This is a genomic window from Pseudomonas sp. GW821-FHT10C09, from assembly GCF_059415465.1.
In genome coordinates this window covers 57,665-83,377 of the sequence record NZ_JBWKNG010000016.1, presented here as the reverse complement: position 1 = coordinate 83,377, position 25,713 = coordinate 57,665, and the positions used below count along the sequence as shown (strand labels likewise).

Genomic DNA, 25,713 nt, shown 5'->3' with positions numbered 1-25,713 from the left:
AAACATTGCCATGATGGCGGCATTTGCGGCCGGCACCAAAGCCATCGGTTCACTGGTCAGGAGGACTGTCGAGCAACATCCGGATTTTTTCAGTCGGTTCACCGCCATCAGCAATGCGGCGGATAAGCCCAGGCTCTGGTTGTCGGACGGGGCGCCGTATCAGCGAGCGCCGCTGATGAGTGTGATCGCCGACGCCGAGGGCATCTATCACGTCAATGCCCGGCGTTTCATCAAGATCGACGACGCAACCTATGAGATTACCTTCGATCAAGCGCAGGCCGCATGGCGAGTCAGGCATCCCGCCCGCAGCGACGCTTTTTCACCGTTTGTCGAGCAAAACGGTGAGGGTGGCTGGCGCTTCGCTCATGAGCAACCGGAAGCGTGGAGCAGCGGTCTCTATGCTTTGAAACGCATTGATCCCCAGCTGGCCGAACTCGATGAAAGCCGGTTGGAACCCATACGAAAAATCACCGACACCCCTGTCGCTCGGTTGCATCATCTGGCCGAAGAAAACAGGGGATTACCTGCACGATTCAAGGATAGCGTCGCGCGTTTTCGCATTGAGCAGCGGCTGACCGGTTTCATTGCGGACATGGAGAAAGGCGATACCCGGCGTGCCGAGTATGCCCAGGAACAGCTGCATACCTTGCCGTCCCTGCCGGGCTGGCCCGCAGACCGCTACATCGAAGTACTCGACGACGAGCACAAGATCACCGCGATGTACCCGCCAACGACGTTGGTCCCGGACGAAGAGTTGAGTGTCGAGGTGACCGAGGCGCAGCTGGCCAAAGGTGAGCTGCTGGATACGGTGGTGGCTGGGCTGTATCAGAGTGAGCTCGAAGCATTGCTGGGCAAAAACATCGCCAAAGGTACAGAGAGCGGATTGCTTGCAAAGAAAATCGGAGCGGTGGTGAAGGCTGACCGCAGATCCGTCTTCAAGCACCTGTATCAACGGTATGACCAGAGCATCGTCAGCGATGTGCAAAAAGTACGCAGCGTCTTTTCCGAGCTCCCCGCCGGTCTGGCGCAGGAGTTGATCGCAGCCTCAACCAGTACCGAACGCCTTCGCCTGCGAGCAACAGGACGGATTCCCATGGGGCTGGCGCAAAACGTGCGGCGAGTGTTGGCCGATATTCGTCTGGACCGGGCGTTGACCGGGTTTTCGTTACCCGACATTGCCGAAACCGACACGCGGAAGCTGGCCATACCGTTGCTTTCCCGTCTGCGTGGCTGGAGCAACGAGGTGCGGATTGAGCTCCGTGAAGGTTCTCCCGCCGGGCCATTGACGGCCAGCGTAGGTAACGAAAATGCTGCACTCAAACGAGTCATCATTAGCACTGCCAGCGGACACGAAGCGTTCGGCAGCGACGGGAAGTCGCTTGGCACCGCTTCGGGGGCCAACAGCCTCTACAGCGCGATCTTGCGCGCGCTTCCCCTGGAGAAACGCACTGCCCTGGGCATCACCGGTATCGAGGACATTGATGCGTGGCGCTTGCGTGACAACCTGCTGGGTAAGGGCGTTGAGGATAGAGCCATCGCCGAGCGACTGTTTTCAGGCGCGGCTATCGAAGAGGCGGCTCCGGCCGGGGACTGCCTGCAAGCCGATGAACCGGTGGCCGGCTCGATTCATCCTCGAACACTGGTTCGCAAAGTCAGAAAACTCTACCCGCTGTTTACCGAAACGCAGGCCCGGACGTTTCTTGACGGGTTGGGCAGTGACCACCTGGATCGAGCGAGGCAGATCAAAAATCGACAGCAGGCACTGAAAAAGCTGCGAAGTACACTCCGTGCCTGGCGATCGGATGAGACCGGTTCAATGTCGCCGACCGAAAGCGTGAGTGAGCGGCGCCAGAGTCGTTCGCAAGTGTCCGACATCATGGAAAACAGCTGGCGCCATCTGTCTTATATACGCAACGAGAAGGGGATTTCGGTACCGGGTTTGAGTCTGGACCAGATGCGAGTCGGCAAGCTCCCGATATTGCCACCCGAGGTCACCTTTGATCACGTGCAATACCTGTCGCTCAAGGACATGGAACTGGATAACGATGTGGCGTACTTCCTCAAGGCGTTCAAAAATCTTGAATCCCTGGAGCTGGATACCAACAAACTGACATTGCTGCCGGAAATTCTTTCGCAAATGCCTGGGCTCAAACACCTCAGCCTGGCGAACAATGATCTGCAATTGACCGAGCAGACCTTGAAGAAGTTGAACGGCCTGCGAACCCTTGAAACCCTCAACCTGAACGCCAATCGCCGGCTCAGTGCAACGCTGGATGTCGGCCGGTTGTTTGATTTGCGTTACCTGTCATTGCGCGACACTCGCGCGACTGAAATGCCGAGAAATCTGGCACGCCTGCCCAATCTGGACCGGGTTGATCTGCGCGACAATGAGATCAAGGAGCTACCGGAGTGGTTGTTCGGCAGCACCCGGCGGTTCAGCGAAACGCTCAACTTGCGGCATAACCCTCTTTCTGAAAACAGTCAGACCCTGCTCGAGCAATTTCGCGAACGGGTGGGTGTCGGCATGGGCTACCTGGAAGACGACATTGCCCGCTTGAACGAGCAACAGGCAAGGGAACTCTGGTTGCCGGATGAGTGGGCCTCGACTGCGCGGACCGCGACATGGACGGCATTCAAGGATGATCCGGCATCGGATGGTCTGTTTCGACTACTGGCCGAGTTGGGCGACACCGCTGATGCCGAATATGTGCGCGAGGACATGACCCGACGAGTCTGGAGTGTACTGGACGCCGCCCAGACCAATACCTCGCTGCGCGAGCAAGTGTTCGAACTGGCGGCCAACCCGATCAATTGCACAGATTCGGCGGCATTGAACTTCAGTCATCTGGAAGTGGCGACGGAAGTGGAGAAGGTGATCAATCCCATCGGTAGTGTGCGTTCTACGGCGGCAGATTTGTTGACGCTGGGCCGCGGTCTGTTTCGGCTTGAGGAGCTGGAAAAGATCGCTCAAAGTCACATCAAGCAGGACCCCAAGGCTGATCCGCTGGAAGTCAGCCTCGCCTATCGAACCGGGCTGGCCAACACACTGAACTTGCCGGGACAGCCCACACACATGCGCTATGCCTCTTTGAGTGGTGTGAAGCAGGCGGATCTCGACATTGCGGAGGGCAAGATAAAAAGCGCGGAGCTGTCATCGCAATTGAAGAGGTTTCTGATACGCCAACCGTTTTGGACGGATTACCTGAGTCGCCATTACCCTCGGCGATTCGCCTCGGTCAGTGCGACGTATCCACCCAAGTTACAAGCGGTATTTGATAAGGCCGAGAGCCTGACGACGGCCGATTATCTCAGTCAGGTCTCGGGGATCAAGACCGAAAAAGAAACGGCGGAGAATGCCGTTTTCGAGCGCTTGACCGAGGACGTCATAAAAATGGTGGAGCTGGGCACTTGCTCTCTGGCAGACGGTTGAGCGGTTTTACTTGCCCCGGATCAAACGCCGCAAGGCAAAGCGGTTTGGATGACAGGCTTCGGCGATGGCTCTGGGCAATGGCAGCGGTTCGTTGTCCAGCCACGCTGCCAGCAACTCGCCCGACAACGGTGCGGTAATCAGCCCCCGTGAACCGTGGCCGCTGTTGACGTACAAGCCATCCAGCCATGGGCAAGGGATGTCCGGAGTTTGTCGGGCATCCTTGCTCAGGGCGATGTAGGCGTCGGTAAATGCCTGGCTGTCGGCCAGGGGGCCGACAATCGGCAAGTAATCCGGGCTGGTGCAGCGAAACGCTGCGCGCCCTTCAAGTGCTTCAGGTTGCAAGGTGTCTGCACCGAGTCGCGCGACCAGGTCCATCGAGATTTCTTCGAGCATGTGCAGATTGCCGACATGCTCGGCAGCGGTCGGTGTCAGGTCATCGTTGTTGAAGTCGAAGCTCGCGCCAAGGGTGTGTTCACCCAAACGTGCCGGTGCGACATAACCTTCGGCACACACGACGGTGCTCAGGCTTTGGCTTTCTGGTGTCTGGTGCAGGCGGGTGATCTGACCGCGAATTCGTTTGAGCGGCAGTTCGCTGCTGTAGGGGAAACGCTTGATTTCTGCGGCGCCGGCAAGCACCACCACGGGAGCGTCGGCCAGCAATGATTGGCCATCCCACGCTTGCCATCGCCCATCGACGCGGCGTAGTTCCAGCACATCACGATGGGTAAGAATCCGGATGTGCGGATGCGCTGCTTGCCAGTGGCACAGGGCGGGTGGATGCACCCAGCCGCCTTCGGGGTAAAACAGGCCACCCGATTGCAGCGCGATACCGGCGCGATGCTCGGCTTTTTCGCGATCAAGCAGGTGCAGCAGGTCGTCGGGAAACGCCGCCGCCAACTGTGCCTGACGTTCCGCTTCCTTGGTATTGAAGGCCAGTTGCAGTACGCCGCAATCGTCCCAGTCGACACCGCGTTGCAACTGCTCGAGCAACCGACGGGTGTGGCCAAAACCACTGACAATCAACTGTGACAAAGCCGTGCCATGGGCCGACAACTTTAGGTACAAAACGCCTTGTGGATTGCCCGAGGCTTCTTGCGCGAGCGCGTCGTGACGCTCCAGCAAGCTGACCTGCCAACCCCGCGCAGCGAGACTGGCAGCCGTGGCGCAGCCAGCCAGCCCGGCACCGATCACCAGTGCGTGACGTTCGCCGTCCAGCGGCGTCGGGCGAGCAAACCAGGGCTTTGCGCTGACGGCTGCGGCGCTGTCTTCGGGCCAACCGAGGAACACGCCCCGCAGGATTTCCCATTTGTGACCAATGCCAGGCGTGCGCTTCATTTTGAAGCCCGCCGCGTTCAGCAGGCGACGCACCCAACCGGTGCTGGTGAACGTGCTGATGGTCGAGCCGGGCGCTGCCAGCCGTGCCAGTTCGGCAAACAGTTCGGCGGTCCACATGTCGGGATTTTTCGCCGGGGCGAAACCGTCGAGAAACCAGGCGTCAATCTGCGCGTCCAGTTGCGGCAACTGCTCCAGTGCGTCGCCGATCAGCAGCGTCAGGGTGACGCGGCCGTTGTCGAGGATCAGTCGCTGGAAGCCTTGATGGATCGCCACGTATTGCGCGAGCAATTGATCGGCGAACGGTTTGAGTTCCGGCCACAGCGCCAGGGCCCGTTGCAAGTCGGGTGCGTTCAACGGGTATTTTTCAACGCTGACAAAGTGCAGCCGCGCACCCGCCACAGCGTGTTGCTCAAACAACTGCCAGGCACACAAAAAATTCAACCCGGTGCCGAAGCCAGTTTCGCCAATGACCAATCGGCCACCGTCTGCCAACGCCGCAAAACGCTCACGCAAATTGTTTTGTTCGAGAAACACGTAACGGGTTTCTTCAAGACCGGACTTGTCCGAAAAATACACGTCGTCGAACACTCGCGAATACGGGCGACCCTGGTCGTCCCAGTCGAGTTGGGCGTGAGGCAATACAGGTTTCATGGCAGGCTCGGCAACGACAAGGCCGCCATTCTAGCCCCCTCGCCACAAAAGCCCACATGGCAGGGAATTTTCTCTGCGGGTGATCGGCCCAATCCGCTAGTCTTGCTCAATCTGGGAAGGGAGCCGTCCATGTTTGAATCCGCCGAAATCGGTCACGCCATCGACAAAGAAACCTATGACGCCGAGGTGCCGGCGCTGCGCGAAGCCTTGCTGGAAGCGCAATTCGATCTTCAGCAGCAGCAACGTTTTCCGGTGATCATCCTGATCAATGGCATCGAAGGCGCCGGCAAGGGCGAGACGGTCAAGCTGCTCAACGAATGGATGGATCCGCGCCTGATCGAAGTCCGCACCTTCGACCAGCAGACCGACGAAGAGCTGGCGCGGCCACCGGCCTGGCGTTACTGGCGGATGTTGCCGGCCAAGGGCCGCATGGGGATTTTCTTCGGCAACTGGTACAGCCAGATGCTGCAGGGCCGGGTCCATGGCCTGTTCAAGGATGCCGTGCTCGATCAGTCGATCAACCAGTCCGAGCGTTTTGAAAAAATGCTCTGCGACGAAGGCGCGCTGATCTTCAAGTTCTGGTTCCACCTCTCCAAAAAACAAATGAAGGCACGCCTCAAGGCCCTGGCCGACGATCCGCTGCACAGCTGGCGCATCAGTCCGCTGGACTGGCAACAATCCCGGACCTACGACAAATTCGTGAAGTACGGCGAGCGCGTATTGCGCCGCACCAGTCGTGACTACGCGCCGTGGCATGTGATCGAAGGGGTGGATCCGCACTATCGCAGCCTGGCAGTGGGCAAGATCCTGCTCGAAGGCCTGCAAAATGCGCTCAAGCGTTCCAAGGTCCATCCCGACAAGGTCAACGCCGCGCCGCTGCCGATCCATATCGATCAGATCAACCTGCTCGACAGCCTCGACTTGACCCTGAGCCTGGACAAGGACGATTACGAAGAGCAATTGATTACCGAGCAGGCGCGGTTCTCCGGCCTGATGCGCGATAAACGCATGCGCCGGCACGCGTTGGTGGCGTTGTTCGAAGGCAATGATGCGGCGGGCAAGGGCGGGGCGATCCGGCGGCTCGCGGCGGCGCTCGATCCGCGCCAGTACAGCATCGTGCCGATTGCCGCACCCACCGAAGAGGAGCGGGCGCAGCCGTATCTGTGGCGGTTCTGGCGCCACCTGCCGGCCAAGGGCAAGTTCACCGTATTTGACCGCTCCTGGTACGGGCGGGTGCTGGTGGAACGTATCGAAGAGTTCTGTCCGCCGGCGGACTGGCTGCGGGCGTACAGCGAGATCAATGACTTCGAAGAGCAGATTTCCGATTCGGGCATCATTGTTGTCAAGTTCTGGCTGGCCATCGACAAGCAGACCCAACTGGAGCGCTTCCAGGCCCGGGAAGAAATCCCTTTCAAGCGTTTCAAGATCACCGAAGACGATTGGCGCAATCGCGACAAATGGGACGCTTACCGTGCCGCCGTCGGCGACATGGTCGATCGCACCAGCACCGAAATCTCCCCCTGGACGCTGGTGGAAGCCAATGACAAGCGCTGGGCGCGGGTCAAAGTCCTGCGCACGATTAATCGGGCATTGGAAGACGCGTTCGAAAAGTCCGATAAGAAGGCCAGGAAGCACAAGAACTGAGGCGATGGTTACGCATACGCGGGGTGAATGATTGTCGCGGTCGGTTATGAGGTGGACTTATGCTCGGTCCACTCTCAACCGACAACAACAATGAGGTATGCCATGCGTGAAGTGGTGATCGTCGACAGCGTGCGGACCGGCCTGGCCAAATCCTTTCGCGGCAAGTTCAACCAGACCCGTCCGGACGACATGGCGGCGCATTGTGTCGACGCCTTGTTGGCACGTAGCGGCATCGACCCGGCCAGCGTCGAGGATTGCATTGTCGGTGCGGGCTCGAACGAGGGCGCGCAGGGCTACAACATCGGGCGCAACGTGGCTGTGTTGTCGCGTCTGGGCATCGGCACCGCCGGCATGACCCTCAACCGTTTTTGCTCCTCGGGCTTGCAGGCGATCGCCATCGCTGCCAACCAGATTGCTTCGGGTTGCAGCGACATCATTGTGGCCGGTGGCGTCGAGTCCATTAGCCTGACCATGAAAAGCGTCAACACTGACAACCTGATCAACCCGCTGCTGAAAGAGCAGGTGCCGGGTATCTACTTCCCGATGGGCCAGACCGCCGAAATCGTCGCGCGTCGCTACGACGTCAGCCGTGAAGCGCAGGATCTGTATGCCCTGCAAAGCCAGCAGCGCACGGCACAGGCTCAGGCCGCCGGTCTGTTCGATGATGAAATCGTGCCGATGGCGGTGAAGTATCGGGTTGAAGACAAGGCCACCGGGCAGATTCAAATCCTCGATGGCATCGTCGATCGCGACGACTGCAACCGCCCGGACACCACGCTGGAGAGCCTGGCGGGATTGAAGCCGGTGTTTGCCGAGGACGGTTCGGTCACGGCGGGCAACTCGTCGCAACTGTCCGACGGCGCGTCGATGACGCTGGTGATGAGCCTGGAAAAAGCCCTGGAACTGGGGCTGAAGCCGAAGGCGTTCTTCCGTGGTTTCACGGTTGCCGGGTGCGAGCCGGATGAAATGGGCATTGGCCCGGTGTTCTCGGTGCCGAAGTTGCTCAAGGCCAAGGGCTTGCAGATTGCTGACATTGACCTGTGGGAACTCAACGAAGCGTTTGCTTCGCAGTGCCTGTACAGCCGTAATCGGCTGGAGATCGATAACGAGAAATACAACGTCAATGGCGGCTCGATTTCCATCGGGCATCCGTTCGGCATGACCGGTTCACGGCAGGTCGGGCATCTTGTGCGGGAATTGCAGCGGCGCAATTTACGTTATGGCGTCGTCACCATGTGCGTGGGTGGCGGGATGGGCGCGACGGGGTTGTTTGAAGCGGTGCGTTAATCCGCAGAACTGTGTCGCCTGATCAACCGCTTTCGCGAGCAGGCTCGCTCCCACATCGTAATGCGATCGAATGTGGGAGCGAGCCTGCTCGCGAATGCAGCGCCTCGGTCTAACGGCGGGCACTCAAAACCAGCATCCGCTCGATATACGCCTGAATCTCCCGCGCCGCCGCCTCGGCATTATCAAACGGTCCTTCAAGCGTATTTTCCCGAGTACTGAAATACAGTTCCCCATTCACACGACACAACCGGTCACTGCGAAAGTGCGTCGCGGGGGCGTTGTCCTGGGCGCGCATGCCGTACATGGCGATCTCCTGAGGGTGAATCCCCTGAGCTTATGCACGAACCCCGGACTGTGCCCGGCCAACTGATCGACGGCCGCTGCGACCTGCACAGTTTCATTCGCGTCCACTCGCCAACTGTCCCTGTGTGCCAGACGCCGCTGCGCCTAGAATGGTGTTTCTCGCCATCTGGCTGTTGGGGTTCGCATGCACATTTCATCCGGTCGCTGGGTTTACGGTCTGTTTCTGGCCCTGTTGACTGCGTTGTTGTGGGGAATCCTGCCGATCAAGCTCAAGCAAGTGCTGCTGGTGATGGACCCGGTGACCGTCACCTGGTTTCGCCTGATCGTGTCCGGCGGTTGCCTGTTTGTGTACCTGGCCGCGACCAGGCGTTTGCCGACGCGCAAAGTCCTCGGCCCGCGAGGTGGCTGGCTGGTCTTGATGGCGGTGCTCGGTCTGGTCGGCAACTACGTGTTGTACCTGATGGGCCTGACCCTGCTCAGCCCCGGCACCGCGCAACTGGTGGTGCAGATGGGCCCGATCATGTTGCTGATCGCCAGTCTGTTTGTGTTCAAGGAGCGTTTCAGCGTGGGGCAGGGGATTGGCCTGTTGGTGCTGCTGATTGGTTTCGCCCTGTTCTTCAATCAACGCCTGGCCGAGTTGCTCACCTCGTTGACCGAATACACTACCGGCGTGCTGTTGGTGTTGTTGGCGTCCACGGTCTGGACCTTCTACGCCCTGGGGCAGAAGCAATTGCTGACGGTGTGGAATTCGTTGCAGGTGATGATGGTGATTTACCTGTTCTGCGCGTTGCTGCTAACGCCGTGGGTGCACCCGCTTGAAGCGTTGCAATTGAGCCCGCTGCAGGGCTGGCTGTTGCTGGCGTGCTGCATGAATACCCTGATCGCCTATGGCGCATTTGCCGAAGCGCTGGCCCATTGGGAAGCGTCGCGGGTGAGTGCGACGCTGGCGATTACGCCGTTGGTAACGTTTGTCGCGGTGGCCATCGCCGCGTGGTTATGGCCCGATTATGTGCATGCCGAGACGATCAACGGTCTGGGGTATGGCGGGGCGGTCCTGGTGGTGTTGGGGTCGGCGTTGGTGGCGTTGGGGCCTTCGTTGATTGCGGGGCTCAAGGCGCGAAAGGCCAAAATGGCGCTCGGCTGAACACCTTTAACGCGGCCATTCGCGAGCAGGCTCGCTCCTACAGGGAAATGCGATCCCCCTGTGGGAGCGAGCCTGCTCGCGAAGACTGACTAATCGACGCAGCTGATTTCAGCCCTTGGCCCCGGCCTCCAGCATATTCTCCGGCCTTACCCACGCATCAAACTGCTCATCCGTCAGATACCCCAACTGCAACGCCGCCTCGCGCAACGTCAGCCCTTCGGCATACGCCTTCTTGGCAATCTCCGCCGATTTGTCATAGCCGATGTGCGGATTAAGTGCCGTCACCAGCATCAAGCCACGCTCCAGGTGTTCAGCCATTTTCTCTGCGTCCGGCTCAAGCCCGGCGATGCAGTGCTGCTGGAAGTTGCTGCAGCCATCCCCCAGCAGGCGGATCGATTGCAGCAGGTTGTGGATGATCACCGGCTTGAACACGTTCAATTGCAGATGGCCCTGACTCGCCGCGAAGCCGATGGCGACGTCATTGCCCAACACCTGACAGGCCAGCATCGACAGCGCTTCGCACTGCGTCGGGTTGACCTTGCCCGGCATGATCGAACTGCCCGGTTCGTTGGCCGGCAATTTAACCTCGGCGAAACCGGCGCGGGGGCCAGAGCCCAGCAGACGCAAGTCGTTGGCGATTTTCATCAGAGTCACCGCCAGGGTCTTCAGCGCCCCGGAAAGTGTCGTCAGTGGTTCGTGACCCGCCAGCGCCGCGAATTTGTTTGGCGCGGTGATGAACGGCAGACCAGAAAGGGCCGCCAGTTCGGAAGCAATCGCTTCGCCAAAACCGTGGGGCGAATTCAGCCCCGTGCCTACGGCGGTGCCGCCCTGGGCCAGTTCACAGACGGCTGGTAGCGCGCTGCGGATCGCCCGTTCGGCGTAATCCAGTTGCGCGATAAACGCCGAGACTTCCTGGCCGAAGGTGATCGGCGTGGCGTCCATCATGTGCGTTCGGCCGGTCTTGACCAGTTTCATGTGGCGCGCCGCCAGCTCGGCCAACCCGCCCGACAGCTCGCCGATGGCCGGCAGCAAGTGCTGTTGCACCGCTTGGGCCGCCGCGATGTGCATGGCGGTGGGGAAGCAGTCGTTGGAGCTTTGCGAGCGGTTGACGTGATCGTTGGGGTGCACCGGCGACTTGCCGCCGCGAGGGTTGCCGGCCAGTTCGTTGGCGCGGCCGGCGATCACTTCGTTGACGTTCATGTTGCTTTGGGTGCCGCTGCCGGTCTGCCAGACCACCAGCGGGAACTGGTCGTCGTGGCTGCCATCGAGCACTTCGTCGGCAGCCTGTTCGATCAGCCGGGCGATGTCGGCGGGCACGTCGCCGTTACGGTCATTGACCCGCGCCGCGGCTTTCTTGATCAGTGCCAGGGCGTGCAGCACCGCCAGCGGCATCTTTTCGTTGCCGATGGCGAAGTTAATCAGCGAGCGTTGCGTTTGAGCGCCCCAGTAAGCTTCATCCGGGACTTCCACCTGGCCAAGGCTGTCGGTTTCGATACGGCTCATCATGCACACTCCTGTAGGTCTGATAGCGCAGTTTAGGCCGTGATCGTCGGCCGTGGTTCCATCTGAAGGTTTTTTGCCTCTTCAACCCCTCTAATTCAGGCCTGACAAGGCTTGGGGTTGAGTGACACACTTTTTTAGGCGCAGAATGGACGCCCTTGGGGTTTTACCTCGCCTGCTAGAAAAGGAAACTCGATGACTCGTCTTCGTGCCATCTGTACCGCGGTTGCACTGGTTTGCGCCAGCGGCCCAGTTTTTGCCGATACCGCCAGCCACAACGCCAGTGCCGAAGCTTTCCTGACCCTGGCGCACGCTGACAAATTGGGCACTCCGGTGTACATGCAAGTACAGCAAATGTTCGCTCAGCGCTTTGAACAGACCAAAGCCCCTGAATCGAAAAAAGCCTTGCTGGAAACGTACCAAGCCAAAGCCAACGCCGCGCTGGACCAGGCCATTGGCTGGAACAAGCTGAAGCCGGACATGGTCAAGCTCTACACCACCAACTTCACCGAGTCCGAGCTCAAAGACCTGGTAGCGTTCTACCAGTCGCCGCTGGGCAAGAAAGTCCTGGAAAAAATGCCGCAGCTGACTCAGCAATCGGCCCAGATGACTCAAGCCAAACTGGAAAGCGCAGTGCCTGTGGTCAACAAACTGTTGGCTGACATGACTGCCGAGCTGGACCCGAAAGGCGCCGCCGCTCCAGCAGCCAAGAAAAAGCCTTAAGCGGAGTTCGGTATGACCATGCAACAACGCATCGAATCAACGCTGGGCCTGTTACAGCCGCAGCATCTGCAAGTGCTGGATGAAAGCCACATGCACAGCCGTGGGTTGCAGACCCACTTCAAGGCCGTGGTGGTCAGCCAGCAGTTCGAAGGGCTGAACCGGGTCAAGCGGCATCAAAAAGTCTACGGCACGCTCGGCGAGCTGATGGGCGAGTTTCATGCGTTGGCGCTGCATACCTACACGCCTGAGGAATGGGCACAGATCGACGCGGCTCCGGCCTCGCCGACCTGTGCTGGCGGCAGCAAGCATTAAACCCGCGTTTTTTGCTAGAATCCGCAACGCGCCGCTCACCCGGCGCGTTTTTTTTTGAATCCGGTTCACCCTTTGCGAGGGTAGCCACCTGGAGAAACACCCATGACACAACAGATTGTCGTGGCGGCACTGTATAAGTTCGTCACCCTGGAAGATTACGTCGCCCTGCGCGAGCCCCTGCTGCAAGCGATGGTCGACAACGGCATCAAAGGCACGCTGCTGATCGCCGAAGAAGGCATCAACGGCACCGTGTCCGGCAGCCGCGAAGGCATTGACGGGCTGATGGCCTGGCTCAAGAACGACCCACGCATGGACGACATCGATCACAAAGAGTCGTACTGCGACGACCAGCCGTTCTACCGCACCAAGGTCAAGCTCAAGAAAGAAATCGTTACCCTCGGCGTTGAAGGCGTGGACCCGAACAAAAAGGTCGGCACCTACGTGGATCCACAGGACTGGAATGCGCTGATCAGCGATCCGGAAGTGTTGTTGATCGACACCCGTAACGATTACGAAGTCTCGATCGGCACTTTCGAAGGCGCCATCGACCCGAAAACCACCAGTTTTCGCGAATTTCCTGACTACATCAAAGCCAACTTCGACCCTGCCGTACACAAGAAGGTCGCGATGTTCTGCACTGGCGGCATCCGCTGCGAGAAGGCGTCGAGCTTCATGCTTAGCGAAGGCTATGGAGAGGTCTATCACCTCAAGGGCGGCATCCTGAAGTACCTCGAAGAGGTGCCGCAGGAAGAAACCAAATGGCAGGGCGACTGCTTCGTGTTCGACAACCGCGTGACCGTGCGTCATGACCTCAGCGAAGGCGACTACGATCAATGTCATGCCTGCCGTACGCCGATCAGCGTCGAAGATCGCGCTTCCGAACATTACGTGGCCGGCATCAGCTGCCCGCATTGCTGGGATACGCTGAGCGAGAAGACCCGGCGCAGTGCCATTGATCGGCAGAAGCAGATCGAACTGGCCAAGGCGCGCAACTTGCCGCACCCGATCGGCTACAACTACAAGCAAACCCCTTCCGAGGCTTGAACCATGTCTGCGCGCCGCCTGCTCTATGTGATGGATCCGATGTGTTCCTGGTGCTGGGGGTTTGCGCCAGTGGCCAAAGCCTTGGTCGAACAGGCGCACGCGGCGGGCGTAGAGGTGCATCTGATCGTCGGTGGTTTGCGCACCGGCAGCGGTGCGGCGCTGGAGCCAACCACCCGACGTTACATTCTTGAACATTGGCAGGCGGTCACTGATGCCACCGGCCAACCATTCAAGACAGAAGGCGCGTTGCCGGAAGGCTTTGTGTATGACACCGAGCCTGCCTGTCGAGCGTTGGTGACCGCGCGTGCCCTGGCGCCGGATTGTGCATGGAAACTGCTGGGCCTGATCCAGCACGCGTTCTATGCCGAAGGCCGCGATGTCACCCACGCCAGCGTGCTGGTGGAATTGGCCGAACAGGCCGGTCTGCCGCGCATCGAATTCGCTGCCGCGTTTGACCGAGCCGATATGCACGCCGCCACAGCGGCCGATTTCACCTGGGTCCAGGACCTGGGCATCGCCGGTTTCCCGACCTTGCTGGCTGAGCGCAATGGTCAATTGGCGTTGCTGACCAATGGCTATCAGCCCCTGAGTGAATTGTCCCCGTTGCTCGGCCGCTGGCTGGAGCACTCTGTCTGTGCATGATGGTCCTGATGACGCCCCGGCTCCCACGCGTGTCGATCGGCTGAGCTGGGCCGAAATCCGCCGACTGGCCCTGCACCATAAAAAATCCCTATGGATCGCCAATGGCGTCGCCGTGCTGGCGACCTTGTGCAGTGTGCCGATTCCGTTGCTGCTGCCGTTGCTGGTGGACGAAGTGTTGCTGGGCCACGGTGACGCCGCGCTGAAGGTGATGAACCACGCCCTGCCCGAAGGCTGGCAGAAAGCGGCCGGCTACATCGGCCTGATGTTGTTCGTGACATTGTTGCTACGTTGCGGCGCCTTGTTGTTCAACGTGATACAGGCAAAATTATTTGCGGCGCTGGCCAAGGACATCGTCTATCGCATTCGTACCCGACTGATCGAGCGGCTCAAGCGCATTTCCCTCGGTGAATACGAAAGCCTGGGCAGCGGCACGGTGACCACGCACCTGGTCACGGACCTGGACACGCTGGACAAATTCGTCGGCGAAACCCTCAGCCGTTTCCTCGTGGCGATGCTGACGCTGGTCGGCACCGCGAGCATTCTGATCTGGATGCACTGGAAGCTGGCGCTGCTGATCATGCTGTTCAATCCGTTGGTGATTTACGCCACGGTGCAACTGGGCAAGCGGGTCAAACACCTGAAGAAACTCGAGAACGACAGCACCTCGCGCTTCACCCAGGCACTGACCGAAACCCTCGATTCGATCCAGGAAGTGCGTGCTGGCAACCGCCAGGGATTCTTCCTTGGGCGCCTTGGCCTGCGGGCCCGGGAAGTGCGTGATTACGCAGTCAACTCGCAATGGAAAACCGATGCCTCGAACCGGGCGAGCGGCCTGCTGTTCCAGTTCGGCATCGATATTTTTCGCGCGGCGGCGATGCTCACTGTGTTGTTCTCCGACCTGTCCATTGGCCAGATGCTGGCGGTGTTCAGCTACCTGTGGTTCATGATCGGCCCGGTGGAGCAACTGCTGAATCTGCAGTACGCCTACTACGCGGCCGGCGGTGCGCTATCGCGGATCAACGAGCTGTTGGCTCGGGCCGATGAGCCGCAATACCCCGGTGGTGTCGACCCGTTCCAGGGCCGCGACACGGTGGGCATTGAAGTCCAGGGCCTGAGTTTCGGTTACGGCGACGAGTTGGTGTTGAACAAGATGGACCTGTCCATCGCCCCCGGTGAAAAAGTCGCGATTGTCGGCGCCAGTGGCGGTGGCAAGAGCACCTTGGTGCAACTGTTGCTGGGCTTGTACACGCCACTGGCCGGGACCATCCGCTTCGGTGGCTCGACCCAACAGGAGATCGGTCTGGAAACCGTGCGCGAAAACGTCGCCGTGGTCCTGCAACATCCGGCCCTGTTCAATGACACCATCCGCGCCAACCTGACGATGGGCCGTGTACGCGGCGACGATGCTTGCTGGCAAGCACTGGAAATTGCCCAGTTGCACCACACGGTTCGAGAGCTGCCCAATGGCCTGGACAGCATCGTCGGGCGCTCCGGCGTGCGTTTGTCCGGTGGCCAGCGCCAACGCCTGGCGATTGCGCGGATGGTCCTGGCCGAACCCAAAGTGGTGATTCTCGATGAGGCGACCTCGGCGCTGGACGCCGCCACCGAATACAACCTGCATCAGGCACTGGCGAAGTTTCTCAGCCACCGCACCACGCTGATCATTGCGCATCGGTTGTCGGCGGTGAAACAGGCTGATCGGGTGCTGGTGTTCGATGGTGGACAGATTGCCGAGGATGGCGACCATCAACAACTGATTGCCGGAGGTGGTTTGTACGCAAAACTCTATGGGCATTTGCAGCAACTTTAGCGTCGACGTGCAGTCCCTTTTCTATTCCGCTTCATCCGTTGCAGGGAACATCCTGGTGAATAATCAAGGACTTGCCCGTCCTGGCAGGCTTCTCGCTTGCCGGGATCGAGATCGCACCCTAGTCTAGCTATAGCGATCACATCGGGATGATGATCTGGCAGTGCTAAAACAAGGGACCTCATGAATCAAACCCGGACTCTCGGAACGCCGCGGCTATTGGGCATTGTCTGGCCATTTATTGCCGTCGTGCTGTTTCAGGCCCTGTTGGGTGGTGTAAGCCTGTACGTTTTGTCGGCAGTTCGCGGCTACGTTGCCGGTGAAAGCCTTTGGTCAAAGGGCCAAAAGGACGCCATCTATTACCTCAACCTCTACGCGGACAATCGCGACGAGGCGATTTTCCTCAAATACCAGAACGCCATAGCCGTCCCTCAAGGTGGTCACGAGTTGCGTGTGGCACTGGATCTCCAGCCGCCGGACATCGAAGCCGCACGAGTGGCGATTCTCAAAGGGGGCAATCACCCCGACGACGTTTCCAGCCTGATCTGGCTCTACCTCAATTTCCGCCATTTCACCTACCTTGAAAAAGCCATTGATCGCTGGACGGTGGGCGACGCCTACCTGCTGCAACTCAATGAGGTTGCGCAAGAGATGCACCGGCGCATTACCGAAGGTCAGGCCACCACCGCCGATATCTGGCGCTGGAAGGATCGAATTTTCGCCATCAACGATGCAGTGACGCCCGCGGCCAAAGCGTTCAGCGACGCATTGGGCGAGGGCTCGCGCTTGATTCTCCGGTTGCTGCTGGTGACCAACCTCGCCACGGCGCTGGGCTTGATCGCGCTGGCGTTGCTGCGTACCCACAAGTTGCTCAAGCAGCGCCATGAGTTCGCCGAGGCGCTGCAACTGGAGAAAGACCGGGCGCAGATCACCCTGCAATCCATTGGCGACGGGGTCATCACCACAGATGTCGAGGGCGCTATCGCCTACATGAATCCCGCTGCGGAAGCGCTGACCCACTGGAAAGCCGATCAGGCGACGGGTTTGCCGTTGGCGGCACTGTTCAATTTGCTGGATGAAAACGCTCAGGCTGATGGTTTCACGTTGATCGAACATATTCTGAGCGGTCAGCTCAGCGGTGGCAGCGAACATTCCAAGCTGATCCAGCGACTGGATGGCAGCACGGTGTCGGTGACGCTGGTTGGCTCGCCGATTCGCAATGCAGGCAAGGTCAGTGGCACCGTGCTGGTGTTGCATGACATGACCCAAGAGCGCCAGTACATTGCCAATCTGTCCTGGCAGGCGACTCATGACGCGTTGACCGGGCTCGCCAACCGCCGCGAATTCGAATTTCGCCTGGAACAGGCTCTGCACAACCTGACGCGACATTCCGGGCGTCATGCCCTGATGTTTCTCGATCTGGATCAATTCAAACTGGTCAACGACACTTGCGGCCATGCGGCGGGCGACGAGTTGCTGCGGCATATCTGCGCGCTGTTGCAATCGGGCTTGCGCGAAGGCGACACCCTGGCCCGTCTCGGTGGTGACGAGTTCGGCATCTTGCTGGAAAACTGCGCACCCGAAGCGGCGGACAAGATTGCCGAGAACCTGCGCCAGACCGTTCAGAACCTGCACTTTGTCTGGAAAGGCCGGCCCTTCGTGACGACGGTGAGTATCGGGCTGGTTCACCTCGCGCAAACACCAACCTCCCTTGAAGCCTCGTTGCGTGCCGCTGATATGGCCTGTTACATGGCCAAGGAAAAAGGGCGCAACCGGGTTCAGGTCTATCACGCCGATGACTCCGAGCTGTCGCTGCGCTTTGGCGAGATGGCCTGGGTCCAGCGTCTGCACATGGCGCTGGAAGAGGATCGCTTTTGCCTGTACTCCCAGGAAATCGCACCGCTGGGTCATACCGAGCGTGGGGGAGGGCATATCGAAATCCTGTTGCGCCTGCATGACGAAGCCGGCCGCATGATCTTGCCGGACAGTTTCATTCCGGCGGCGGAGCGTTACGGATTGATGACTGCACTCGATCGTTGGGTGGTGGAGAACGTCTTCAAGATCATTGCCCAATGCATGGCCGAACAGCGCAAAGGGCCGCTGGCCATGTGTGCGATTAATCTGTCAGGTACTACTATCGGAGATGAGGCGTTTCTGGACTTCCTGCGTGAACAGTTTGTTAACTATTCAATTCCGCCTGAAATGATTTGTTTTGAAATCACTGAAACCAGTGCAATTTCAAATTTGGGCAGTGCAATCAGATTTATCAATGAGCTCAAAGGTTTAGGTTGTCACTTTTCGTTAGATGACTTTTGTGCCGGAATGTCCTCGTTCGCTTACTTGAAACATTTGCCTGTAGACTTCTTGAAGATCGACGGGAGTTTCGTAAAGGATATGCTGGACGACCCGATTAACCGCGCCATGGTCGAAGTGATCAACCACATCGGCCATGTCATGGGTAAGCGCACGATTGCCGAGTTTGTAGAGTCACCCCAGATCGAGCAGGCATTGCTGGAAATCGGGGTCGATTTCGCTCAAGGGTATGTGATTGAACGCCCGCATCTGTTTACCTGCGATAGTTTGCAAAGTCGTCCTGCCCGGCCTCAGCCTTTGTTGTTCAAGGCCCCTGGCACGTTCCGTTGAAATCTCTTGCTGATCCGAACAATCACAATCAAAAGGAGCCCGACAGTGATCGACACATTCAACCGAACCGGACCACTCATGGAAGCTGCAAGTTATCCCGCCTGGGCTCAACAGCTCATCAAGGATTGCAGCGAGAGTAAGCGCCGGGTTGTCGAACACGAACTGTATCAGCGCATGCGAGATAACAAACTCAGCGCAAAAACCATGCGTCAGTACCTCATCGGTGGCTGGCCGGTCGTTGAACAGTTCGCGTTATATATGGCACAAAACCTGACCAAGACCCGCTTTGCCCGCCATCCTGGTGAAGACATGGCGCGTCGCTGGCTGATGCGCAATATTCGCGTGGAATTGAACCATGCCGATTATTGGGTGCACTGGAGTCGGGCGCACGGCGTCAGCCTTGAAGACCTCCAGGCGCAGCAGGTGGCCCCTGAACTTCACGCCCTGAGCCATTGGTGCTGGCACACCAGTTCGGCGGATTCGCTGATCGTCGCCATCGCCGCGACCAACTACGCCATCGAAGGCGCGACCGGCGAGTGGTCGGCGCTGGTGTGCTCCAGCGGCGTCTACGCTGCGGCGTTCCCGGAAGAAGATCGCAAACGTGCGATGAAGTGGCTGAAGATGCATGCCCAGTACGACGATGCCCATCCGTGGGAGGCGCTGGAAATCATCTGCACCCTGGCGGGCATGAACCCGAGCAAGGCGTTGCAAGTGGAACTGCGTCAGGCCGTCTGCAAGAGCTACGACTACATGCACCTGTTTCTGGAGCGCTGCATGCAGCTTGAGCATTCGGAAAAAGTGCCGGTAGCGCGCGAGCGCATGGCGCTGGCGGAAAGCTGATCCATAGGCAACACAAAGCAAAAAATGTGGGAGCGAGCCTGTCTCGCGAATGCGGATTATCAGTCAACATTATCGTTGAAAGATAAATCGCATTCGCGAGCAGGCTCGCTCCCACATTGGTTTTTCGGTGTTGAGAAAGCTCAACCAGCCATCGTCAATCGGTTACGCCCCTCACGCTTGGCGACGTACAGCGCGCTGTCGGCTCGTCGCAACAAACTCTCGGCAGACTCACCCGGCAGCAGGGTCGAACATCCGAGGCTGACCGTCAGCTCGACTGCATTGCCATCTGCCTGATAGTCCTGGGCCTGAGCCGCCGCCCGCAGACGTTCGCCGACCATTGCGGCTGCTTCTCGAGTAGTGTTGGACAGCAGGATCAGAAACTCTTCGCCGCCAAACCGGAACACCATATCGACATTGCGCAGCTGGTTCTTGATCGCTGTGGCGACCGCCTTGAGCACGTCATCGCCGGCATTGTGGCCATAACTGTCGTTGACGTTCTTAAAGTGGTCGATGTCCAGCATCAGCAGAGATAGCGGCATCAGGTGACGTCGCGACATCTCGATTTCGCGTTCCAGGGTCTGATCCATGGCGATACGGTTGCCGGTATCGGTCAATGGGTCGCGCAATGCGCTTTGCGTTGCCGCTCGGTAAAGCAGGGCATTGCGCATTGGGAACAGCAGTGCAGACAGCAAAGACTCCAGATTGCCTTGATCAAGCTCGCTGAACCGCTGATTGCGGCGAAAGACCAGCTCACCCAGCTGCTCGCCTTCGTGGCTGAGGCTGTAACTGACCGAGTGATGGCCGCGCTGACCGAACTCCAGGCGCAAGTCGCTGGCCTGATGCCGATAGTTCAAGGCATCCAGTGGCACCAAGCGCTGAACTTCGCGGAAGAAAAGACCGAGAATGCGTTGTGGCTCAAGGCTGGTTTGCAACTGCTGACCCAGTTGCTGACGCAATTGCGCAAGGCTGACGGGGCGTTCCAGAAGAGGAGGTTGCTGACCAAATCCCAGGCGTTGCAATTTGGCGCTATCGAAGTCAATTGCGTTGGTCTGGGAAGGTGATTTCATATGGCGTGAGCCCCTAAGCGGTAAAGCTGTCTTACAGGCTGGGTGAGAGCGGCTTTGGGCTGCGCGTCATACTGGTCCATCAGTCCCGTGGGACAGTTGGCGCAAGTTTAGTCCGCTTTGCCGAAGATTAGTAACCTATGGGCTCCGGCGTCCGCCCGACTGCTTTCACTTTGCATGTCTGAAGAAATTTAGAGCGAAAGTCGTGCCATTCGGTTCATTTGAATAAAAAACCATAAAAATCATAAAGTTGAGTTTTATTTTGAGTTTTTTTAACGAAAGGGGGCGGCGGTTGTTTGACTGGGAGGGGGGTAGTTACGACTCACTTTGAGTGCCGCGCCGGAAAATCGGCACGGCACAAAAGCGACGCACGGTGTTACTGGGCGTTGAACGCCTGGCCATTGATGCCAGTGCTGTCCGGACCCATCAGGTAGAGGTAGACCGGCATGATCTCCTCCGGGGTCGGGTTGGTGAGCGGGTTTTCCCCTGGGTAAGCCTGGGCGCGCATGCTGGTGCGCGTGGCGCCCGGGTTGATGCTGTTGGAGCGGACCGGAGCCACGGTGTCCACTTCGTCGGCCAGGGTTTGCATCAGGCCTTCGGTGGCAAACTTCGACACGCCATAAGCGCCCCAGTACGCGCGGCCCTTGCGGCCGACGCTGCTGGAGGTAAACACCACCGAAGCGTCCTGCGACAACTTGAGCAATGGCAGCAGTGTGCTGGTGAGCATAAACATGGCGTTGACGTTGACTTGCATGACACGCATGAAGTTTTCGCCGGACAGCTGTTCGATCGGCGTGCGCGGTCCAATGATCGATGCGTTGTGCAGCAAACCGTCGAGGTGGCCGAACTCGGTTTCGATCATTGCCGCCAGTTCGTCGTACTGGTGGGGCAGGGCGGTCTCCAGGTTGAACGGGATCACCGCCGGCTGAGGATGCCCGGCCGCTTCGATTTCGTCATACACCTGAGTCAGGTTGGCTTCGGTCTTGCCCAGCAGCAACACAGTGGCGCCATGGGCTGCGTAGGTTTTCGCAGCCGCCGCGCCGATGCCGCGACCAGCACCGGTGACCAGAATGACGCGATCCTTGAGCAACTCGGGGCGAGCGGAATAATCAAACATAAGAAAACCTCAACACAATTCAACAATAAGGCGAACACCGAACCTGTGGCGAGGGAGCTTGCTCCCGCTCGGCTGCGCAGCAGTCGCGAAACCTGCAGATGCGGTGGGCCTGACAGAGTGCGGTGATAGCTAGAGGGGTCGCTTTGCGCCCCAGCGGGAGCAAGCTCCCTCGCCACAAAAAGCCGCTCTACTTAGCAACTGCATAAAGCGCTATCGAGCACCTTGCGCAACTCCAGCGGATGATCAACCACCACATCCGCACCCCAGTGACGCGGGTTGTCGTCGGGATGAATGTAGCCGTAGGTCACTGCGGCGGTCTTGGTGCCGGCATCGCGCCCCGACTCGATATCGCGCAGGTCATCGCCGACAAACAACACGCTGGCCGGGTCCAGGTCGAGCATCTTGCACGCCAGAATCAGCGGCTCCGGGTCTGGCTTGCTGTTCTTCACGTGGTCCGGGCAGATCAGCAGCGCGGAACGCTCGGCCAGCCCCAGTTGCTGCATGATCGGCTCGGCGAAACGCAGCGGCTTGTTGGTCACCACGCCCCAGATCAGGTTGGACTTCTCGATGTCGGCCAGCAATTCGCCCATGCCGTCAAAGAGCTTGCTGTGAACCGCGCAACCGGCCAGATAACGCTCGAGGAACTCGAGTCGCAGCGCTTCAAAGCCTGGCGATTCCGGGTCCATCGAGAAGGTCACGGCGACCATCGCCTTGGCGCCGCCGGAAATCTCGTCACGGATGTGCTTGTCATTCATTGGCGGCAAGCCGCGATCGGCGCGCATTGCCTGGCAGATGGCAATAAAGTCCGGCGCGGTGTCGAGCAGCGTGCCGTCCATGTCAAAAAGGACTGCTCTGATACGCATCGGCTTACTCCTCGCGCAGGGTCTGGATCATGTAGTTGACGTCCACGTCGGCCGCCAGTTTGTAGTGCTTGGTCAGCGGGTTGTACGTCAGGCCGATGATGTCCTTGACGGTCAGACCGGCCATGCGGCTCCAGGCACCGAGCTCGGACGGGCGGATGAACTTCTTGAAATCGTGCGTGCCGCGCGGCAGCAGCTTCATGATGTATTCCGCGCCGACGATGGCGAACAGGTACGCCTTCGGGTTGCGGTTGATGGTGGAGAAAAACACCTGGCCGCCGGGCTTGACCATGCGGAAGCAGGCGCGGATGACCGACGACGGATCCGGCACGTGCTCGAGCATTTCCAGACAGGTGACGACGTCGAACTGCTCGGGCATTTCTTCGGCGAGGCCTTCGGCGGTGATCTGCCGGTACTCGACGTTCACGCCCGACTCCAGCTGATGCAGCTGCGCGACCGCGAGCGGTGCTTCACCCATGTCGATGCCCATGACGGTGGCGCCGCGCTGGGCCATGGCCTCGCTCAGGATCCCGCCGCCGCAGCCGACGTCCAGCACCTTCTTGCCGGCCAGATTGACGCGTTCGTCAATCCAGTTGACGCGCAGCGGGTTGATGTCGTGAAGCGGCTTGAACTCGCTTTCACGGTCCCACCAGCGATGGGCCAGGGCTTCGAATTTGGCGATTTCGGCGTAGTCGACGTTGCTCATGGTTCAGTCCTCTAAAACTTGAAAAATCCTGTTGCCCCGGTTTTATGGTCCGGGGATCTTACGATTCTGTACGGCCGCTGATGCGCAGGCCCCAGGCCTTGGCGGTGGCGCATAACTGTTCTTCATCCAGGCGGGTCAGACGTCGGTCATCCAGCAGTTGCTTGCCGGCGACCCACAAATGTTTCACGCAGTCCCGGCCGGTGGCGTAGATCAATTGCGAAACCGGGTCGTAGACCGGTTGCTGCGCCAGGCCGGAGAGGTCAAACGCGACGATGTCTGCCGCTTTGCCGATTTCCAGCGAGCCGGTTTCAGCTTCGATACCCAGCGCGCGGGCGCCATTGAGCGTGGCCATGCGCAAGGCGCGATGCGCATCCAGTGCGGTGGCCGAGCCGGCGACGGCCTTGGCCAGCAACGCAGCAGTGCGGGTTTCGCCCAACAGGTCCAGGTCGTTGTTGCTGGCGGCGCCGTCAGTGCCGACTGCCACATTGACCCTGGCCTGCCACAAGCGCTCGACCGGGCAAAATCCGCTGGCCAGCTTCAGGTTGGATTCCGGGCAATGAATCACGTTGGTGTTGCTTTCTACCAGCATCGCCAGGTCTTCATCGCTGATCTGGGTCATGTGAACGGCCTGGAAGCGCGGCCCGAGCAAGCCCAGGCGGCCAAGGCGAGCCAGCGGGCGTTCACCGCGCTGTTCGACCGATTGCTGCACTTCGAAGGCGGTTTCATGCACGTGCATGTGGATCGAGGCGTCCAGTTCTTCGGCGATCACCCGGATTTTCTCCAGGTTTTCATCGCCCACGGTGTAAGGCGCGTGGGGGCCGAAGGTGATTTTGATGCGTTCGTGGTGCTTGAGATCGCCAAACAATTCCACGCCCTGACGAATGGCTTCGTCCGCCGTGCTGGCGCCCGGGATAGGGAAATCGAGGATCGGAATGGCGATTTGCGCGCGTATGCCGCTGTTGTGCACGCGCTCGCTGGCAACCTTCGGGAAGAAATACATGTCAGAGAAGCAGGTGATGCCACCTTTGATCTGCTCGGCGATGGCCAGGTCCGTGCCATCCCGTACGAAGGCTTCATCGACCCACTTGGCTTCGGCCGGCCAGATGTGGTTTTCCAGCCAGGTCATCAGCGGCAGGTCATCGGCCAGGCCACGAAACAGCGTCATGGCGGCGTGGCCGTGGGCATTGATCAGGCCGGGGCTGAGCAGCATGTCCGGCAACTCGCGCACTTCAGTTGCGTTAAGCTTCAACGCAGCCGAGCGTGGGCCGATAAAGACGATGCGTCCGTCACGGATGCCCAGGCCATGCTCTTTGAGGACAACACCAGCGGGTTCGACGGGTACCAGCCAGGTCGGCAGCAATAACAGGTCGAGCGCAGCGGCAGTGTTCGGCATCGAGGGTCGGTTCCAGTGCTTTTGTAAAGGATGGCGAAGTATACCCGAGCGTCTTCGCGGGGGGATCGCTATAATCGGCGGCTTTTGTGCTTGAGTGCGGGGTGTGGGATGCGCGATCGACTGTTGGCTGCGGAGAAAGTGAAGGCCATCGATTGGCGTGATGGCGCCCTGTACCTGCTGGATCAGCGTGTTTTGCCCTTCGAAGAAACCTGGATTGCCTACACCAGCGCAGCCGGTGTGGCCGAGGCCATTCGTTCGATGGTGGTACGCGGTGCGCCAGCGATTGGCATCAGTGCGGCTTATGCCATGGTGCTGTCGGCCCGCGCCCGGATTGCCGAAGGCGGTGACTGGCAGGCCTCGTGGGAAGAGGATTACGCGGTATTGGCCGATTCCCGTCCAACCGCGGTGAATCTGTTCTGGGCCCTGAGTCGCATGCGTGACCGCCTGGATCGTCTCAAGGAAGATGCAGACCCGCTGGCGGCGCTGGAAGCGGAAGCCATCGCCATTCATGAAAGTGATCGCGAAGCCAACCTGACCATGGCTCAACTGGGTGTGGACTTGATCCGCAAGCACCAGGGTAATGCTCAGGCAATTCTGACCCACTGCAATACTGGCGCACTGGCCACCGGCGGCTTCGGCACGGCGTTGGGTGTAATTCGCGGGGCCTTTATCGAAGGCATGGTCGAGCGCGTTTACGCCGATGAAACCCGGCCGTGGTTGCAAGGTTCGCGTCTGACCGCGTGGGAACTGGCCAATGAAGGCATTCCCGTGACCCTGAATGCCGACTCCGCCGCTGCGCACATCATGAAGACCAAAGGCGTGACGTGGGTGATCGTCGGCGCCGACCGGATCACCGCCAATGGTGATGTGGCGAACAAGATCGGCACCTATCAGCTGGCGGTCAACGCCATGCACCATGGCGTGCGCTTCATGGTGGTGGCGCCGAGCTCGACCATCGACATGAACCTGGCCAGTGGTGATGAAATTCCTATCGAAGAGCGCGATGGTCGTGAATTGCTGGAGGTCGGTGGCAAGCGGATCGGGGCGGATGTCGACGCGTTCAACCCGGTGTTCGATGTGACCCCGGCAGACTTGATCGACGTGATCGTTACCGAAAAGGGGATTGTCGAGCGGCCGGATACGGCGAAGATGGCGCAGTTGATGTGCCGCAAGCGTCTGCACTGATAATTTCTGGCGCCTGAGAGATTGCCATCGCGAGCAGGCTCACTCCTACAAGGGATTTGTGGTCAGCGCAGATCCAGTGTAGG

General features: G+C 59.4%; 20 protein-coding genes. 12 read left to right on the top strand and 8 right to left on the bottom strand.

Features of this window, described 5'->3' with window-relative positions:
• Positions 1-2,332 precede the first annotated feature (2,332 nt).
• Positions 2,333-3,430: an NEL-type E3 ubiquitin ligase domain-containing protein gene (locus AC07N8_RS18025; RefSeq protein WP_493145294.1), complete on the top strand. Its 1,098-nt coding sequence runs from the start codon at positions 2,333-2,335 to the stop codon at positions 3,428-3,430.
• A gap of 6 nt (positions 3,431-3,436) precedes the next feature.
• On the opposite strand, the gene mnmC is transcribed toward AC07N8_RS18025, so the two are convergent.
• Positions 3,437-5,416 (bottom strand): bifunctional tRNA (5-methylaminomethyl-2-thiouridine)(34)-methyltransferase MnmC2/FAD-dependent 5-carboxymethylaminomethyl-2-thiouridine(34) oxidoreductase MnmC1, encoded by a 1,980-nt coding sequence (gene mnmC, locus AC07N8_RS18020; RefSeq protein WP_483841320.1) that lies wholly within the window; start codon positions 5,414-5,416, stop codon positions 3,437-3,439.
• A gap of 129 nt (positions 5,417-5,545) precedes the next feature.
• Between mnmC and pap the strand changes: the two genes are divergently transcribed.
• Together pap and AC07N8_RS18010 are read left to right on the top strand one after the other, a co-directional pair.
• Complete coding sequence (gene pap, locus AC07N8_RS18015) at positions 5,546-7,060, top strand: polyphosphate:AMP phosphotransferase (RefSeq protein ID WP_493145195.1); 1,515 nt, start codon at positions 5,546-5,548, stop codon at positions 7,058-7,060.
• A 102-nt stretch (positions 7,061-7,162) separates the two neighbouring features.
• Positions 7,163-8,347, top strand: a complete 1,185-nt coding sequence (locus AC07N8_RS18010; protein WP_493145193.1) for a thiolase family protein — start codon at positions 7,163-7,165, stop codon at positions 8,345-8,347.
• 109 nt (positions 8,348-8,456) lie between these two features.
• Here the strand turns inward: AC07N8_RS18010 and AC07N8_RS18005 are convergent, their stop codons facing one another.
• Complete coding sequence (locus tag AC07N8_RS18005) at positions 8,457-8,651, bottom strand: DUF6316 family protein (protein ID WP_483841317.1); 195 nt, start codon at positions 8,649-8,651, stop codon at positions 8,457-8,459.
• 183 nt (positions 8,652-8,834) lie between these two features.
• On the opposite strand from AC07N8_RS18005, the gene AC07N8_RS18000 reads away from it, so the two are divergent.
• A complete protein-coding gene (locus AC07N8_RS18000) occupies positions 8,835-9,794 on the top strand; it encodes a DMT family transporter (protein WP_493145190.1) in 960 nt (319 codons plus the stop codon).
• A gap of 108 nt (positions 9,795-9,902) precedes the next feature.
• On the opposite strand, the gene AC07N8_RS17995 is transcribed toward AC07N8_RS18000, so the two are convergent.
• Positions 9,903-11,297 carry a class II fumarate hydratase gene (locus tag AC07N8_RS17995; RefSeq protein WP_483841315.1) on the bottom strand — a complete coding sequence of 465 codons (1,395 nt, stop codon included), beginning with the start codon at positions 11,295-11,297 and terminating at the stop codon, positions 9,903-9,905.
• 192 nt (positions 11,298-11,489) lie between these two features.
• On the opposite strand from AC07N8_RS17995, the gene AC07N8_RS17990 reads away from it, so the two are divergent.
• The 7 genes from AC07N8_RS17990 (at position 11,490) to AC07N8_RS17960 (ending at position 19,305) form a co-directional block, all read left to right on the top strand.
• On the top strand, positions 11,490-12,017 hold the full coding sequence (locus tag AC07N8_RS17990) for a DUF2059 domain-containing protein (RefSeq protein WP_027924097.1): 528 nt from the start codon (positions 11,490-11,492) through the stop codon (positions 12,015-12,017).
• A gap of 12 nt (positions 12,018-12,029) precedes the next feature.
• Positions 12,030-12,329 carry a BolA family protein gene (locus AC07N8_RS17985; protein ID WP_008151216.1) on the top strand — a complete coding sequence of 100 codons (300 nt, stop codon included), beginning with the start codon at positions 12,030-12,032 and terminating at the stop codon, positions 12,327-12,329.
• A 102-nt stretch (positions 12,330-12,431) separates the two neighbouring features.
• A complete protein-coding gene (trhO, locus tag AC07N8_RS17980; protein ID WP_483841314.1) occupies positions 12,432-13,373 on the top strand; it encodes an oxygen-dependent tRNA uridine(34) hydroxylase TrhO in 942 nt (313 codons plus the stop codon).
• Between the two features lie 3 nt (positions 13,374-13,376).
• Entirely contained in the window at positions 13,377-14,015 is a 639-nt protein-coding gene (locus tag AC07N8_RS17975) for a DsbA family protein (protein ID WP_483841313.1), read from the top strand.
• Positions 14,008-15,825: an ABC transporter ATP-binding protein gene (locus tag AC07N8_RS17970; RefSeq protein ID WP_483841312.1), complete on the top strand. Its 1,818-nt coding sequence runs from the start codon at positions 14,008-14,010 to the stop codon at positions 15,823-15,825. Before AC07N8_RS17975 ends, AC07N8_RS17970 begins: the two co-directional genes overlap by 8 nt.
• A 180-nt stretch (positions 15,826-16,005) precedes the next feature.
• Positions 16,006-18,465, top strand: a complete 2,460-nt coding sequence (locus tag AC07N8_RS17965; RefSeq protein ID WP_493145185.1) for an EAL domain-containing protein — start codon at positions 16,006-16,008, stop codon at positions 18,463-18,465.
• Between the two features lie 78 nt (positions 18,466-18,543).
• Positions 18,544-19,305, top strand: coding sequence for an iron-containing redox enzyme family protein (locus AC07N8_RS17960; RefSeq protein WP_493145184.1), 762 nt, complete (start codon positions 18,544-18,546; stop codon positions 19,303-19,305).
• A gap of 140 nt (positions 19,306-19,445) precedes the next feature.
• Here the strand turns inward: AC07N8_RS17960 and AC07N8_RS17955 are convergent, their stop codons facing one another.
• The 5 genes from AC07N8_RS17955 to AC07N8_RS17935 all read right to left on the bottom strand — a co-directional run bounded on the left by AC07N8_RS17955 (position 19,446) and on the right by AC07N8_RS17935 (position 24,445).
• A complete protein-coding gene (locus tag AC07N8_RS17955) occupies positions 19,446-20,372 on the bottom strand; it encodes a GGDEF domain-containing protein (protein ID WP_483841309.1) in 927 nt (308 codons plus the stop codon).
• Positions 20,373-20,745: 373 nt separating this feature from the next.
• Positions 20,746-21,486, bottom strand: coding sequence for a YciK family oxidoreductase (locus AC07N8_RS17950; protein ID WP_483841308.1), 741 nt, complete (start codon positions 21,484-21,486; stop codon positions 20,746-20,748).
• 191 nt (positions 21,487-21,677) lie between these two features.
• Complete coding sequence (mupP, locus tag AC07N8_RS17945; RefSeq protein ID WP_483841307.1) at positions 21,678-22,349, bottom strand: N-acetylmuramic acid 6-phosphate phosphatase MupP; 672 nt, start codon at positions 22,347-22,349, stop codon at positions 21,678-21,680.
• A 4-nt stretch (positions 22,350-22,353) separates the two neighbouring features.
• The gene (gene ubiG, locus AC07N8_RS17940; RefSeq protein ID WP_007945809.1) at positions 22,354-23,052 is read right to left on the bottom strand and encodes a bifunctional 2-polyprenyl-6-hydroxyphenol methylase/3-demethylubiquinol 3-O-methyltransferase UbiG; all 699 of its coding nucleotides are present in this window, start codon (positions 23,050-23,052) and stop codon (positions 22,354-22,356) included.
• Between the two features lie 58 nt (positions 23,053-23,110).
• A complete protein-coding gene (locus AC07N8_RS17935) occupies positions 23,111-24,445 on the bottom strand; it encodes a TRZ/ATZ family hydrolase (RefSeq protein WP_493145181.1) in 1,335 nt (444 codons plus the stop codon).
• A 108-nt stretch (positions 24,446-24,553) separates the two neighbouring features.
• Here AC07N8_RS17935 and mtnA point away from each other — a divergent pair, with 108 nt between their 5' ends.
• Positions 24,554-25,630, top strand: coding sequence for an S-methyl-5-thioribose-1-phosphate isomerase (mtnA, locus tag AC07N8_RS17930; protein WP_483841305.1), 1,077 nt, complete (start codon positions 24,554-24,556; stop codon positions 25,628-25,630).
• The last annotated feature ends 83 nt before the right edge of the window (positions 25,631-25,713 follow it).